The following is a 15,119-nucleotide window of genomic DNA, read 5'->3' as shown; positions in this document are numbered from 1 at the left end:
GTAAGGAGGGTAACTGATGTCATTATTTAAACACTCAGCAAAAGAGCTTCAAGACTTAATTCAAAAGAAGGAAGTCTCCATTGAAGAGCTTACAGCTGAATCCTTTCAACGCATAGAAAAGCTTGATGGAGATGTACAAGCGTTTTTAGCGTTAAACGAAAATGCAATCGCACAAGCAAAAGAAATGGATCAAGTTCCATTAGAAGAGAGAGGTCCACTATTTGGTCTACCGATTGGTATTAAAGACAATCTAGTGACTGAAGGAATCGAAACAACTTGTGCTAGTAAAATCCTAGAAGGATTCAAACCGATTTATGATGCAACTGTTGTACATAAAGTGAAAGAAGCAGGGCTTATCAATATTGGGAAAATCAATATGGACGAGTTTGCAATGGGCTCATCCAATGAAAACTCTGCATTTAAAGCAACACGTAACCCATGGAATATCAATCATGTACCTGGAGGTTCTTCAGGTGGCTCGGCTGCTGCGGTAGCAGCTGGAGAAGTACCATTCTCCTTAGGCTCGGATACAGGTGGCTCCATTCGTCAGCCAGCTTCCTTCTGTGGAGTAGTGGGGATGAAGCCAACCTATGGCCGTGTTTCTCGCTATGGCTTGGTAGCTTTTGCGTCCTCATTAGACCAAGTTGGGCCAATTACTCGTAACGTAGAAGACAATGCATTATTATTAGAGGCTATTTCTGGCCTGGACCCTTATGATACTACCTCTGCTAATGTAGAAGTACCTAACTTCACAAAAGCATTAACTGGAGATATCAAAGGCTTACGCATTGCTGTTCCAAAAGAATATTTAGGAGAAGGAGTAGGAGAAGCTTCTAAGCAAGCAGTGCTTGATGCTTTAAAGGTATTAGAATCCCTTGGTGCAGTTTGGGAAGAGGTATCCCTACCTCATTCTAAATATGCTCTAGCGACTTATTACCTCCTTTCTTCATCAGAGGCTTCCTCTAACCTTGCACGCTTTGATGGTATCCGTTATGGCTTCCGTGCGGAAAATGTGGAAAACTTGATGGAGCTATATAAGCAAACACGTTCGCAAGGCTTTGGAAATGAAGTGAAACGCCGTATAATGCTTGGAACATATTCTTTAAGTGCAGGCTCATATGATGCTTACTATAAAAAAGCGCAACAAGTACGTACGCTAATTAAACAAGATTTTGATAATGTCCTTGAAAAATACGATGTCATTATCGGACCTACTACACCAACACCAGCATTTAAAATTGGAGAGAATATTAAGGATCCATTAACGATGTATGCAAACGATATCCTGACTATCCCTGTGAACCTTGCAGGTGTACCTGGTATCTCTATTCCTTGCGGATTCTCTAATGGTTTACCATTAGGTCTTCAAATAATCGGTAATTACTTTGATGAGGCTACTATCTATCGAGTTGCGCATGCCTACGAGCAAGCGACTAGCTTCCATAAACAAACTCCTCAAATTTGGGAGGGAATCAAACGATGAATTTTGAAACAATTATTGGTTTAGAGGTTCACGTCGAGCTGAAAACAGAATCCAAAATGTTTTCTCCATCACCAGCTCATTTTGGTGCGGAGCCAAATACAAATACTCATGTAATCGACCTTGGTTACCCAGGTGTTCTGCCAGTTGTAAATAAAACAGCTGTAGAATGGGGAATGAGAGCAGCACTTGCATTAAATATGGACATTGCGCCAATTACGAAATTTGACCGTAAAAACTACTTCTATCCAGACAATCCGAAAGCATATCAAATCTCTCAGTTTGATAAACCAATTGGAGAAAATGGTTGGATTGAAATTGAAGTAGACGGCAAAAAGAAACGAATTGGTATTACACGCCTTCACTTAGAGGAGGATGCTGGTAAACTTTCTCATGCTGGCGACGGTTATTCATTGGTAGACTTCAACCGTCAAGGGACTCCACTTATTGAGATCGTTTCAGAGCCAGATATTCGTACACCTGAGGAAGCTTATGCTTACTTAGAAAAACTGAAATCCATTATCCAATACACAGGTGTATCTGATTGTAAAATGGAAGAGGGTTCATTACGCTGTGACGCAAATATTTCCCTACGTCCTTACGGTCAAGAAAAATTCGGTACTAAAACAGAATTGAAAAACCTTAATTCCTTTAACTATGTTCGCCGTGGATTAGAGCATGAACAAGTACGCCAAGCAGAGGTATTGCTTGCTGGCGGTGTTATTCCACAAGAAACTCGTCGTTTTGATGAGTCTACTGGTAAAACAGTTCTTATGCGTGTCAAAGAGGGTGCGGATGATTACCGCTACTTCCCGGAGCCAGACCTAGTACAAATTGTTATTGATGATGCGTGGAGAGAAAGAGTACGCGCTGAAATTCCTGAGCTGCCAGATGCTCGTAAGAAACGATACATCGAAGAGCTAGGATTGCCTGCTTACGATGCAATGGTCTTAACACTGACAAAAGAAATGTCTGATTTCTTTGAGGAAACAATTGCGTTAGGTGCAGATGTGAAATTAAGCTCTAACTGGTTAATGGGTGAGGTATCAGCCTACTTAAATGCGGAGCAAAAGGAATTAAAGGACATCCAGCTCACTCCAGAAAATCTTGCAGGCATGATCAAGCTAATCACAGATGGTACCATCTCCTCTAAGATTGCGAAAAAAGTATTTAAAGAGCTTGCAGATAATGGTGGAAACGCAGAGGAAGTAGTAAAAGCGAAAGGCCTTGTTCAAATTTCTGACGAAGGTGCACTTCGCGAAATCGTTATTTCTACATTGGATGCTAACCCACAGTCCATCGAGGATTTCAAAAACGGTAAAGACCGTGCAATTGGCTTCCTAGTGGGTCAAATCATGAAAGCAACCAAAGGACAAGCGAATCCACCGCTTGTAAACAAGCTGCTTCAAGAAGAAATCGTAAAAAGATAATAGGGTGAGACCATTCGTCTGAGGACGAATGGTCTTTTTTATGATGGAGGAGATGTCCAAGTCCACTTGGGATTATTGAGGCGTTACTCTCGGATGGCGGGAAGATACTCTCGGATAGTAGAGGTTTACTCTCGTTCAAACGGACGATACTCTCGCATAGACCACTTTTACTCTTGTTCAGGAAGTTTACTCTCGTTCGGTCAGAATTTATTCTCGGATGGGAGTACTTTACTCTCGGTTAGAAAGGTGGGGGCATGTCCAGTGACCACTTGGGATTGATGGTGGCGTTACTCTCGGATAGACTCTTTTACTCTCTTTGAGGCGGACGACACTCTCGGATAGACTTCTTTTATTCTCGTTCAGGTTGTTTACTCTCGTTCGCTTAGAATATATCCCAATAGGGGTATGTTACTCTCAGATGGTTGGATATAAACATTTTTGCATAGTTTAAAATACTTTGATAGATATACTTATAAAGAGCGACATAAGTGCTAGGTAAAAAATCGTGCTCCAATAAGCAGGTGACACTCCGCTTGTAGATAGGTGTAAACCCTAATGAGTAGTTTAAATTAGCTATTTTTTACAATAAATATAGATTGAATATAAAGAAAATTCAATCAAGTTATTGACATTAAAATTCTTATAGATTATATTTTCCATACGGAATAATTTTATTCCAAAAATTTAAAGCTATTACAAAACCAGGTTTTATAATATAAAACGCAGATTTGTAAACTTAGCGTGATTTTATTAAAATTTTTAATGGAATCTTAGTTTTAAAAAAGAAAGCGATTTCATATTATAATGAAACCGCTTACAAATTAATTTTAATAATCAGCTCTAATTCTATAAGCCGTTAAGTAATTTGTTAGAAATCAGCATATAATCGGGCATAATTGGAAGAGTCCAGTTTGGAGACACCAGGATGGATCTGTAGCGGAATGGTAATTATAACCTATCAAAAGTCTGAATATTCTATATTGATATTCTATTAGAGGTGGTGACGTGGATGAAGTAAGCCCAGTTCAAAACTAGAGCAGGACACCTTGAAAGGTCTCTATTGAGCCAATTTTTTTTTGAAGAATATAAAAATGGCATTTTATATTATAAAACAAAGGGGAGTTACAAATGAAAAAAATATGGTTTTTAGGCACAGTATTACTTACAGCTCTTTTACTAATGGCTTGTGGTAACTCAGATTCAGAAACAAAAGCAGATGCTAAAGGCGAAGCAAAGACTTTAAAAATTAGTTTAGGATTAAATGACAAAACACCACTTTATCAGAGTTCGGTTAAATTTAAAGAATTGGTAGAGGAAAGAACGGATTCTTTAAAGGTAGAGGTTTATCATTCTGGGACCATTGCCGATGATCGTTCTGCAATTGAAATGCTACAATTTGGGACATTAGATATTACAATCCCATCAACAGCACCTTTTACAACATTTGTGCCAGAGTATGGAGTATTCGATTTACCCTTCTTATTAACCGATACAGATGTTGTGGATTCTGTATTACAAGGGGATTTCGGAAAAGAATTAGCAGAAAAAGCATCTTCCCAACAAGTATTACAGTTGGCATGGTGGGAAAATGGCTTCCGTCAACTAACCAACAGTAAGAAAGCTATTAAATCAATGGAGGATATGAAAGGTTTAAAAATTCGTACAATGGAAAATGAGATACATTTAGCCGCTTGGAAGGAAATGGGTGCTAACCCTATGCCAATGGCGTTCACAGAGTTGTTTACCGCTATGCAACAAAAAACGATTGATGGACAAGAAAATCCATATCCTACGATTCTATTAGAAAAATATCCAGAAGTACAAAAATATTTAACAGAGACTAATCATATCTATTCCCCATTTATTTTCTTAATCAGCCAAAAAACTTGGGATAATTTAACAGAAGAAGAACAGAAAATTATTGAAGAGGCTGCTTTAGAAGCTGGTGAGCATAATAGAGAATTATCACGTAAAACAGCAACGGAAGCATTAGAAGAGTTAAAAGGACAGATGGAATATACGAAATTAAGCGACACTGAAATCGAAAAATTAAAAGAAACTGTACAACCAGTTATTGAAAAATTTAAATCAAAAATTGGAGAAGAATTTGTTCAAAAATATATCGATGCAATAGAAAGTGCAAAGTAGTTTTCAAAAATGAAAGCTAGTACAAGTTTGCTAGCTTTCATTCACTTAAAATTTGTCTTTATACATAAAGAGAAAGAAGGGAAATAATGACGGTTATTAAATGGCTAGATGAAAATGTTGAACGCCTGTTATTACTTATCTTGCTGATAACTATGAGTGTTGTGACTATACTGCAAGTATTTATGAGGTATGTTCTAGAAAACTCTCTATCTTGGTCTGAGGAACTTGCTCGTTTTTCTTTTATATGGCTGGTATATATCGGAATCAGCTATGGAGTTAAAAAAGCAAGGCATATCCGAGTAGAAGCCTTGTTGGTAGTTTTAAAACCAAGAGGAAAATATGTTATTAATTTAATTGCTAATTTGCTATTTTTATTTTTTGCAGTATTCGCTGTATATTACGGCTTTACAATCTTTGAGGCTATTCATCAAAGTGGGCAAAGAGCTCCTTCTTTAGGTATACCGATGTCGATCATGTATCTAGGAATGCCGATAGGAATGCTATTAACCAGCATACGGCTTATACAAAGAATAGTCCTAGAAACGAAAGCTTTCAGAGAAGGTTATGAGCTTGTCGATACTGATATTCCAAAAATATAGGGGTGATATGAATGGGAGTAATACTGTTTATTTCTTTTGCAATTCTATTAGTTTTAACTGTTCCTATTGGAATAGCCTTAGGTTTATCTTCCATAGTTGCATTATTGGCAAGTGGAACTATTCCACTTGAATTTATTATGAAGGAAATGACAACCTCAACAAATTCGTTTCCTTTACTTGCGATTCCATTCTTTATATTAGCTGGAGAAATAATGGGGAAAGGTGGTATATCTACTCGGCTTATTGCTGTTGCTGAATCTTTAGTTGGATCAGTGACGGGGGGATTAGCTCTTACTGCTATTGTTACATGTATGTTTTTTGCCGCAATATCCGGTTCTGGGCCAGCTACTGTTGCAGCAGTAGGGGGAATTATGATTCCAGCGATGGTGAAAAAAGGTTATGATATTAAATTTTCTACAGCAGTTGTTGCTTCTGCAGGTTCAATAGGTGTAATCATACCTCCCTCTATACCGATGGTTATGTATGGGGTCTCTGGTAGTGTATCGATAGGAGATATGTTTATTGCTGGTATTATACCTGGAATCCTGGTGGGAATTGGTCTTATGATTTACGCATATTATTACTCCAAAAAAGCTGGATATAAAGGTTCAACTGAGAAAGTTTCTTTTAAGAATATTATTAGACAAATTTGGAGAGCGAAATGGTCGTTACTTATTCCGGTAATCATACTTGGAGGTATATACGGTGGTATTTTTACACCTACTGAGGCAGCTGCGATTGCAGTATTTGTAGGGTTTATAATTGGAGCTTTTGTCTATCGAGAATTAAAGTTTAAAGATATTACTGGAGTATTTATAGATTCAGCATTAATGACTGCTACCATTTTGATAATAGTAGGAAGTGCTACTGCTTTTGGAAAATTGTTAGCAATGGAACAAATCCCAAATAAAATAGCTGAAGCAATGCTATCTGTTTCTTCAAACCAGACGGTTATCATTTTGCTAATTATCTTGTTGCTGTTAATAGTTGGATGTTTCATGGATACAATTGCAGCAATTATTATATTAACGCCAATTCTACTGCCAATAGCAGTTCAAGTAGGGTATGATCCAATTCACTTTGGAATAATTATGATTGTTGCTCTAGCTATAGGGTTTATCACTCCTCCAGTGGGTGTAAATCTATTTGTTGGGGCTAGTATTTCCGGACTCTCCCTAGAAGCTCTATCGAAGAAAATAGTTCCATTCATACTAGTGATGACTCTCGTCTTATTAATCATCACGTTTATACCTTATTTATCGTTAGCATTCTTGAATTAAAAAGGGGGAATAGAAAATGCTTTTTCCGTATATTAATAGTCGGATTAATCCTTATAAGACAAATGTTCAAGGCAAAGCGAATGAGCCGATTACAGTTGCAGGGTTACTAGACAATGCTAAAAAGATTTTAGGTCCTTTCTATGAAGGAGGAGCTCCTGATTGGGCATTGGATGAAATAGTCAATCGTCTAGAAAATGATGCTCCCAGAATTGCCATAATTGGTGGTTCGGCTGACCATCCTGCTCACATTATGGATTATATGACTTCGTCCAGAGCAGCTATAAGAATATGGCAAAATGGCGGGGTTCCGTTTTATTTTTCTACTCCTGTAATGTGTGATGGGACAGCTCAATCCAATCAAGGGATGAGTTACTCTCTTCAAAGTAGAAATGCCGTAGCACAAATGATAGTCAATCAATTAGAAGCTCATAGTTATCATGGTGCATTTGTTATTCAAGGATGTGATAAGCAACCACTGGGTGTTGTAAGTGGTTTAGCTCACCTCGATAGACTAAGAAAATTTAGAGGAGATCCTTCTTTTTTTGCTACATTCGCTCCAGCCCATGTCTTAAAAGGAGGAACAATTCCAGAGGATGTAGTAGTTGCATTAAATGAGGTTTATAATAGAGCAGCTTCGATGGGTCATCAAGACATAGGTGATGATCTTAAGGATACGATGAGTTATATTTTGCAATGTTCCTCTAATACCTCGTTCCAAGGAGTTTTTGAAAGAGCGGTAGAAAAAAAGGTAATTACTGAAACGGAGCATAAATATTTTGAAAAGCGTTTAGCTGCAGCAACATGTGACAGCCAGGGTGGAGTTTGTGCCTTTAATGGTACTGGTAACAGCTCAAGACATTTAGTAGCAGGTTTAGGATTAGTACATCCTGATTTAGAGTTATTAGTGGAACCACCTAATCAAAAGCAGATAAATAACGCTATTGATGCAATGGCTACCATGATGAACAAGGAAGAGTTTGGAGTTGCGAGCCTAGTAGAAGCAAATATTAAAAATGCTGTGAGGATACATAGCGCATCTGGTGGATCCACTAACCTCATGATGCATATGGTTGCTGCTATGATTTATGCAGGTTTTAACTTTACATTATTTGATGTAGAAAAAATCTTAAAATCTCAACCTATTCCAGACTTATTTAATTACTCTTTAACAGAGGGAAGAGATATTTTTGCTTTAGCTATGCAGTGCTGTAGTGGTTCAAGTAGAGGGATGGAGACACTATTTTACGAGTTGCTTAACAATGGCATTAATATGAATCAAGATGCATTAACAGTAACAGGAACAACATGGAGAGAAAGACTGAAATATAGTGATAGTTTACCTGCTAGTAATGTAGAGGATAATCCTGTGATTCTAAATAATCCTAGAAGACCCTTTAGCGGTGTCGATGTTTTAAGAGGTAACTTTTTTGAAAGTGCTGTGGTGAAAATTAGTGGTATGCCAACTCCTCAGCTAGATCAATTTGATGACAAGATGGCTTTTGTCCTTTATTTTGATAATGAAGACGAAGCAAATAATTCTCTATTAGATTCAAATTATATTAATAGAATCAAAGAACAGGGATTATTCGAACATTCAAAAATATTGAGCCTAGTAAAATACAATGCTCCCGAAGAATATGATAGCTTGCTAGATAATTCTTATAATGAATTATTCGATTATATTACGAAAAAAGGTATTTTAAAAATTGCTGTTGTAATTGCAGGTCAAGGTCCAGAATCTTTTGGTATGCCAGAAATGTTCACCCCTATGCAGCATATAAACGCAAATAGAACGTTAAAAAGAATATGTACGATTATAAGCGACGGAAGGTATTCAGGTGTTACGTATGGTGCTGCTATAGGGCACATGACTCCTGAGGCATACAAGGGGGGGGGGATTGGCTACTTAAAAACTGGCGACATTCTTCATTTAGAATTACGAAAGAAAGAAATAAATTTGGTGAAATCTCTGAAAGAAGAAGTTGAATATGAAGAAGATATCTTGAAGGATTCCAGCCGTGAAACCTTATTTCTAGAACGAAATGGAAAAATGAAGATGAGACAAAAGCTGGTTGCAGCAGTAAATAGGATGGTTGGTCATACGGATGCCTCTAAAGGAGTAGTTCCTATTCAAGTTTATGAGGAAGCCGATCTAGAATATCATCATTAATTTTTCTACTTAAAAAGGAAGGTAAGAACTATGCCAATAATACAAGCGGTTGCTAGGGCTTTAGAAATACTAGAGATTTTTGATGAAGTAAATAAAGAGGTCTCTATCAAAGAAATTAGCATGAAACTAGATTTAAACAAGAGTACCGTTCACTCTCTTTTGAAAACACTGAAGCAATATGGTTATATTACACAAAATGAAGAAACAAGCGAATATTCCTTAGGCTGGAAGTTGTATGAAAGAGGAAATCTACTAGTAAATCAGATTGATATAAGAAGTATTGCTTCTCGACATCTTGAAAAACTGAATGAACTAACCGGAGAGACTGTCCATTTAGTTACAAGAATGGGGAAAGAGGCAGTTTATATTGATAAAATAAGCGGGCGCAATACGTTAGTGATTTATTCGAGAATCGGTAAGCGTGTTCCTTTGCACTCAAGTGCGGTTGGAAAAGTATTAACCGCTTACCTTCCTCTTTCTAAGTTAGAACAATTAATGAATCAATACGATTTTGAAAAGAGAACGAGAAATACAATTACAAACTATAATGACTATCTAATGGAATTGGAGATTGTACGAGAACAGGGTTATTCCATGGATGTAGAGGAGAATGAAAGTGGGATAATCTGTGTAGCCATGCCGGTGTTTGACTATTCTGGGGAAGTGATCGCTGCCATAAGTGTTTCTACACCTAAAGCGAATTTTTCTAAAACAAAGAAAAAAGATAACCTGCAATATTTAACGGATTGCGTCTCGGCAGTATCTAAGGAATTAGGATATCAGAAATGGGAGGAACGTGTCTAATGCGATTTATTCGTTATATTAATGAAAACGAGGATGTAGTTTCAGCAATAGTAACATCTAATTCAGAAGTTTATAAAATACCATTTAATAATTATGTGGAGTTTTATTATAGTTTGAAAAATCTCAATATCTCGTTAGAAGATTATATAAAGAATGAAGGATTGGTAGCTTTAAAGGGCTCGAATTTTGAAGATCTGAAACTAACAGTACCAATAGAATCGGAAGAAGTTTGGGCTTCTGGAGTTACTTATTTGAAAAGTAAAGATGCTCGAAATTATGAGGCTACCCAAGGGAAGTTTGACGAGGAGACCTTCTACGATAAAGTATACGATGCAGAGAGACCGGAAATATTTCTAAAATCAACTGCTAGAAGACTTGTTGGTCCTGATGACGAAGTATATATAAGAAGAGATTCTAATTGGCAAATTCCAGAGCCTGAGTTGGCGTTAATCATAGGTGAGAACAGTGAGATAATTGGATATACATTGGGAAATGATATGAGTTGTCGTGATATTGAAGGCGAAAATCCTTTATATTTACCACAAGCAAAGATATGGAAGAATTCATGCTCTCTTGGACCTGCAATATTAATCCCGGAGTTCATTGAAGATCCGTATTCTCTAGATATAAACTGTAGAATTTACAGAGAACAAGAATTGCTTTTTGAAGGTTCCGCTTTTGTTAATCAACTAAAGCGGAAATTAGACGATTTAGTACGTTATTTAACATATGATAATGATATATTACCTGGTACTGCACTTATGACTGGAACATGTATTGTCCCACCAAATGAGTTTACTCTTAAAGTTGGAGATCGAATTGAAATTTTCAGTAACAAAATCGGAACGTTACGTAATACGGTGAGCCAGAACTAAAGGAGGATCATTAAATGACAGAATACTCAAATTATATTAATGGAGAGTGGAGAAAGAGTAGCAGTGGAAAAAAGATAGAAAGTATTAATCCAGCTACACGAAAGGTTGTTGGTTATGTTCAATCTTCTACTGCTGAGGAGCTAAATGAAGCTATCAATTCTGCACATAATGCGAAAAAACAGTGGGAAAGCTTAGGTCAATTTCAACGCGGGCAAATCTTGTATAAGGTTGCTGCAAAACTAGAAGAAAACTTAGAGGATATTGCCAAGACGTTGACAGAGGAAATGGGCAAAACCTTTCCTGAAGCTATGGGTGAAACCCAAAGAGGTATCGCAATTCTAAAATATTACGGAGCTGAAGGAAGCCGAAAAGAGGGCGATCTAATTCCAGCTTCTGATAACAAAGCGCTCATGTTCACCAAGAGAATCCCTTTAGGGGTTGTAGGTGTTATTACGCCATGGAACTTTCCAGTTGCAATACCTATTTGGAAGATTGCTCCAGCACTAGTTTATGGTAATACAGTTGTCTTTAAACCGGCATCTGAGGCGGCTGTAACTGCTGCTAAGGTAATCCGGTGTTTTGCAGATGCAGGCTTACCTGCTGGGGTATTAAACTTTATCACTGGAAGTGGGTCATCCATAGGTAATGAGCTAATAAATAGCTCTAGAATTAACGGAATTACTTTCACCGGCTCTAGTAACACAGGGAAATTGGTTGCTGAAGCAGCTGCAAAAAATCTTGTCAAAGTTCAACTAGAAATGGGAGGAAAAAATCCTGTCATCGTTCTTAAGGACGCAGACATTAACAATGCAGTAGAAGCAGTACTAAGTGGAGCTTTTAAATCTACAGGCCAAAAGTGTACAGCTACTAGTAGGGTATTTATAGAGGAAGACATCTACGAAAGTTTTAAAGACCGCTTACTCAGTGAATCAGCAAAAATTACAATTGGTCCTGGTGTAGACAGTAATAGCTGGATGGGGCCATGTGCTAGTGAAAGTCAATATAATACTGTTCTTGATTATATTGATATAGGGAAAAAAGAAGGAGCCGAATTAATATTTGGGGGGCAATCACTTCAATCCGAAGCCCTGCCAGGATATTATGTAGAGCCAACTATTTTTGACAATGTAAAACCTAGCATGAGAATTGCTCAAGAGGAAATCTTCGGACCTGTGATTGCCTTGATTAAAGTGAAATCTAGTAACGAAGCCATTGAGTTAGCGAATGATGTGGAATATGGATTAAGTGCCTCTATATTTACGAAAGACATAGGTGCGGCAATGGACTTTATTGATGGAATAGAAGCAGGATTAGTCCGTATAAATGCTGAAAGCGCAGGAGTAGAATTTCAAGCACCTTTTGGTGGCATGAAGTCCTCTAGTACCGGTAGTAGAGAACAAGGAGAAGCAGCAAAAGAATTTTACACTAGTACTAAAACAGTATTTATTAAACGCGGTTAGGAGTTACATATATGGACGGAATAATTCCACCGATAGTCACTTTATTTAATGAGAATGGTGATATTGATAGCGATTTAAATAAAAAGATGGTTGATCATATTATTGAAAGTGGAGTACATGGAATTCTTCTACTAGGTAGCTCTGGGGAGTTTCCTTTTCTATCATTTGATGAAAAGAAGGCATATATTGCTGAGATGATTTCATACATCAATAACAGAGTACCGGTTATGTGTGGTGTAGGTGGGACGGTTTTACAAGAGATTATAGATTTGGCCAATTATGCAACCAGGTTAGGTGCTAAAGGAGTCATGGTGGTAAACCAATACTATTGGAATATGACGAATGAACAAATGGTTAAATTTTATAGTGAAATATCTAATCATGTTTCCAACGATATTTATTTGTATAATATTCCCCAATTAACAGGGCAGGAAATTCCTGTTGAGGTAATTGCTGAACTAGTAGAAAATTGTCCAAACATAAAAGGGATTAAAGAAACGGTGCCAACAATTGGCCGCATAAGGACTGTGATTGAGCAAATCACAAAAAAGCATCCTGGATTTAAAGTGTACTCTGCTTTCGATGAGCACATGCTTGATACTCAGCTTCTTGGTGCTGCTGGTAGTATCAATGGAACATCGGTATTTCTACCTGAGTTGTCTGTTCAATTGTATAATGCCATTCAAGATAAGGAACTATCTAAAATTCAAGCTATTCATCTAAAAATCTCTAAACTAATGGATATGTACACTTGGCATCCTAGTTTCTTTTTGACTATGAAGGAAGCTGTTCACCTGCGCTGGTTTCCGAATAGAAAAGTGGGTTATCGTCAACCATTCTTTAATTCTAATGATTTAATAAGAAATAAAATGAAAGATTTACTGCAAAATATTTTGGAATCTGAGGAGATAAGATGAACAAATCACAAAAACTATTAGAGAAACTAGGTTATCCCGTAAATGATTACGCAGAATTACCAACATCGGAAAAGCGTTTTTCAGACGGTGCACAATATCGAATAGAACTTCCAAGTGTGGAGGGACCTCTAGCTTTAAAAGAGACACTAAAAGCAATCGATGAATATGGACTTACTATTCATCGAATCTCTCAGGGGAGTGGGATCATGCTACAAACGGATGAAGAAATAAAAGAAATGTGTAAGCTAACTGCTGAGCGAGGGATGGAATTAAGCTTGTTCGTAGGGCCGCGTGGTACTTGGGATATTAGTGCTGGGCCATTGACAACAGCAGGAAAGTCTCAAGCGTTAAGACATGAAGGTGTAAATCAATTGGTATATGCGATGGAAGATTTAATTCGAGGAGCAGATTTGGGGCTAAAAGGTGCATTAATAGCGGATGAAGGTTTGCTATATATGACGAAAAAGATGAAAGAAGAAGGCCTACTACCGAGTGATTTTGTCGTAAAGGTATCTGTTCAAATGGGAGCTTGTAATCCTGTCTCTGTAAAGATTATGGAGGAATTAGGAGCTGATACATATAATGTTCCTTCATCTTTGACGTTGCAAAAACTTGCAGCAATAAGACAAGCTATAGATATTCCTATCGATATTTACATTGAAGTACCTGATAATTTCGGAGGTTTCTTACGCTATTATGAAATACCTGAGATTATTCGAGTGCTCTCTCCGGTTTATATTAAGTTTGGGTTACGTAACCACCTAGATGTATATCCATCGGGGACACAATGGGAATCTACTAACTTGGCTTTGGTTCGAGAAAGAGTGCGTCGTGCATCTATAGGAGTTGAAATGATTAAGCGATATTACCCAGAAGCCAAGAGTTCTGAACTTGGTGCATCAGGTTTAGGGATTGCTGAACTTAGTTAGGAGGAGTGACTGTTGAAATGGAAAGTAGTAATTACAGATTATGAACTTAACCAATTGAACTTTGAAGAAGCTGTATTCGCTGAAAGTGGTTTAGATATTGAGACTATTAAAGCCCAATGTCGGACTGAGGAAGAGGTTATGGAAGCAACAAGGGAAGCAGATGCCATTATCAACCAATATGCCCCTCTTTCCGAAAAGGTGCTAAGAAACCTTAAGAATTGTAAAGTTATCTCTAGATATGGAGTTGGCGTTGACACTATTGATTTGAAGGTTGCAAGGGAACTAGGTATTACAGTGTGCAATGTTCCTGATTACGGAATAGAAGAGGTTTCTAACCATACTGTAGCCTTACTTTTGTCATGGACACGTAAAATTGTCGAGTTAAATAACGCAGTTAAAAATGGCGTTTGGGATTTTAGTGTTGGTACACCAATCTACAGGTTTCAAAATCAAGTACTTGGGATATTGGGCTTCGGAAAAATTCCTAAAAAGGTAGTAGAAAAAGTTTTACCATTGGGTTTTAAAGAAATTCTAGTTTATGATCCATTTATTTCTGCAGAAGAGATGCAAACCTACGGAGTTAGAAAAATGGAGTTAAAGGATATTCTTCAGAATGCTGACATAATATCCATTCACGTTCCTTTGACTGAAAATACCAAACATCTAATTAATTTCGAAGTGCTGGAACAATTAAAAAGTGGAGTGTTTATAATTAACACTGCTCGTGGTCCGATTATACAAACGGAAGCTTTAGTCCATGGAATTAGATCTGGTAAAATAGCGGGAGCTGCTTTAGATGTGATAGAGATAGAACCAATCCCCTTGGACAGTGAGTTGATAACCTTACCTAATCTATATATAACTCCTCATAGTGCTTTTTATTCAGAAGAAGCAGTAGTAGAGCTAAGAACAAAAGCAACTCAAAATGTAGTAGAGGTTCTGAAAGGAATAAAGCCAACATATCAAGTCCAGTAAAGGAAAAACTTTTCGTACTACTAATTTCTAAAGAAAACTAATAGAATTAAAT

The 15,119-nt window shown here is 37.3% G+C and carries 12 protein-coding genes; all 12 read left to right on the top strand.

Annotated elements, in window-relative coordinates; genetic code table 11:
* The first annotated feature begins 16 nt into the window (after positions 1 to 16).
* Positions 17 to 1,483, top strand: coding sequence for an Asp-tRNA(Asn)/Glu-tRNA(Gln) amidotransferase subunit GatA (gene gatA / locus AC1VU3_RS12515; RefSeq protein ID WP_480388905.1), 1,467 nt, complete (start codon positions 17 to 19; stop codon positions 1,481 to 1,483).
* Positions 1,480 to 2,910 carry an Asp-tRNA(Asn)/Glu-tRNA(Gln) amidotransferase subunit GatB gene (gene gatB / locus AC1VU3_RS12510; protein ID WP_480388906.1) on the top strand — a complete coding sequence of 477 codons (1,431 nt, stop codon included), beginning with the start codon at positions 1,480 to 1,482 and terminating at the stop codon, positions 2,908 to 2,910. The genes gatA and gatB overlap by 4 nt, the downstream gene beginning before the upstream one ends.
* 1,128 nt (positions 2,911 to 4,038) lie before the next feature.
* Positions 4,039 to 5,058, top strand: a complete 1,020-nt coding sequence (locus tag AC1VU3_RS12505; protein ID WP_480388907.1) for a TRAP transporter substrate-binding protein — start codon at positions 4,039 to 4,041, stop codon at positions 5,056 to 5,058.
* Positions 5,059 to 5,144: 86 nt separating this feature from the next.
* Complete coding sequence (locus tag AC1VU3_RS12500) at positions 5,145 to 5,657, top strand: TRAP transporter small permease (protein ID WP_480388908.1); 513 nt, start codon at positions 5,145 to 5,147, stop codon at positions 5,655 to 5,657.
* An 11-nt stretch (positions 5,658 to 5,668) separates the two neighbouring features.
* Positions 5,669 to 6,937, top strand: a complete 1,269-nt coding sequence (locus AC1VU3_RS12495) for a TRAP transporter large permease (protein WP_480388909.1) — start codon at positions 5,669 to 5,671, stop codon at positions 6,935 to 6,937.
* A 16-nt stretch (positions 6,938 to 6,953) separates the two neighbouring features.
* On the top strand, positions 6,954 to 9,107 hold the full coding sequence (locus AC1VU3_RS12490; RefSeq protein ID WP_480388910.1) for a dihydroxy-acid dehydratase domain-containing protein: 2,154 nt from the start codon (positions 6,954 to 6,956) through the stop codon (positions 9,105 to 9,107).
* A gap of 30 nt (positions 9,108 to 9,137) precedes the next feature.
* Positions 9,138 to 9,911, top strand: coding sequence for an IclR family transcriptional regulator (locus AC1VU3_RS12485; protein ID WP_480388911.1), 774 nt, complete (start codon positions 9,138 to 9,140; stop codon positions 9,909 to 9,911).
* A complete protein-coding gene (locus AC1VU3_RS12480) occupies positions 9,911 to 10,786 on the top strand; it encodes a fumarylacetoacetate hydrolase family protein (RefSeq protein ID WP_480388912.1) in 876 nt (291 codons plus the stop codon). The genes AC1VU3_RS12485 and AC1VU3_RS12480 overlap by 1 nt, the downstream gene beginning before the upstream one ends.
* Before the next feature lie 14 nt (positions 10,787 to 10,800).
* Positions 10,801 to 12,246, top strand: coding sequence for an alpha-ketoglutaric semialdehyde dehydrogenase GucD (gucD, locus tag AC1VU3_RS12475; RefSeq protein ID WP_480388913.1), 1,446 nt, complete (start codon positions 10,801 to 10,803; stop codon positions 12,244 to 12,246).
* An 11-nt stretch (positions 12,247 to 12,257) separates the two neighbouring features.
* Positions 12,258 to 13,163, top strand: coding sequence for a dihydrodipicolinate synthase family protein (locus AC1VU3_RS12470; protein ID WP_480388914.1), 906 nt, complete (start codon positions 12,258 to 12,260; stop codon positions 13,161 to 13,163).
* A complete protein-coding gene (locus AC1VU3_RS12465) occupies positions 13,160 to 14,092 on the top strand; it encodes a U32 family peptidase (protein ID WP_482983649.1) in 933 nt (310 codons plus the stop codon). The genes AC1VU3_RS12470 and AC1VU3_RS12465 overlap by 4 nt, the downstream gene beginning before the upstream one ends.
* Positions 14,093 to 14,104: 12 nt before the next feature.
* A complete protein-coding gene (locus tag AC1VU3_RS12460) occupies positions 14,105 to 15,067 on the top strand; it encodes a C-terminal binding protein (RefSeq protein WP_480388916.1) in 963 nt (320 codons plus the stop codon).
* Positions 15,068 to 15,119: the final 52 nt, after the last annotated feature.

The organism is Psychrobacillus sp. Z16_25, from assembly GCF_056856695.1.
Note: the sequence above shows the minus strand (reverse complement) of the source record. Positions and strands in the feature narration are given on the sequence as shown.

What these genes read in the sequence shown, in the direction of transcription:
- gatA (WP_480388905.1), top strand. Translation starts at nt 17, where the DNA reads ATGTCATTATTTAAACACTCAGCAAAAGAGCTTCAAGACTTAATTCAA.
- gatB (WP_480388906.1), top strand. Translation starts at nt 1,480, where the DNA reads ATGAATTTTGAAACAATTATTGGTTTAGAGGTTCACGTCGAGCTGAAA.
- AC1VU3_RS12505 (WP_480388907.1), top strand. Translation starts at nt 4,039, where the DNA reads ATGAAAAAAATATGGTTTTTAGGCACAGTATTACTTACAGCTCTTTTA.
- AC1VU3_RS12500 (WP_480388908.1), top strand. Translation starts at nt 5,145, where the DNA reads ATGACGGTTATTAAATGGCTAGATGAAAATGTTGAACGCCTGTTATTA.
- AC1VU3_RS12495 (WP_480388909.1), top strand. Translation starts at nt 5,669, where the DNA reads ATGGGAGTAATACTGTTTATTTCTTTTGCAATTCTATTAGTTTTAACT.
- AC1VU3_RS12490 (WP_480388910.1), top strand. Translation starts at nt 6,954, where the DNA reads ATGCTTTTTCCGTATATTAATAGTCGGATTAATCCTTATAAGACAAAT.
- AC1VU3_RS12485 (WP_480388911.1), top strand. Translation starts at nt 9,138, where the DNA reads ATGCCAATAATACAAGCGGTTGCTAGGGCTTTAGAAATACTAGAGATT.
- AC1VU3_RS12480 (WP_480388912.1), top strand. Translation starts at nt 9,911, where the DNA reads ATGCGATTTATTCGTTATATTAATGAAAACGAGGATGTAGTTTCAGCA.
- gucD (WP_480388913.1), top strand. Translation starts at nt 10,801, where the DNA reads ATGACAGAATACTCAAATTATATTAATGGAGAGTGGAGAAAGAGTAGC.
- AC1VU3_RS12470 (WP_480388914.1), top strand. Translation starts at nt 12,258, where the DNA reads ATGGACGGAATAATTCCACCGATAGTCACTTTATTTAATGAGAATGGT.
- AC1VU3_RS12465 (WP_482983649.1), top strand. Translation starts at nt 13,160, where the DNA reads ATGAACAAATCACAAAAACTATTAGAGAAACTAGGTTATCCCGTAAAT.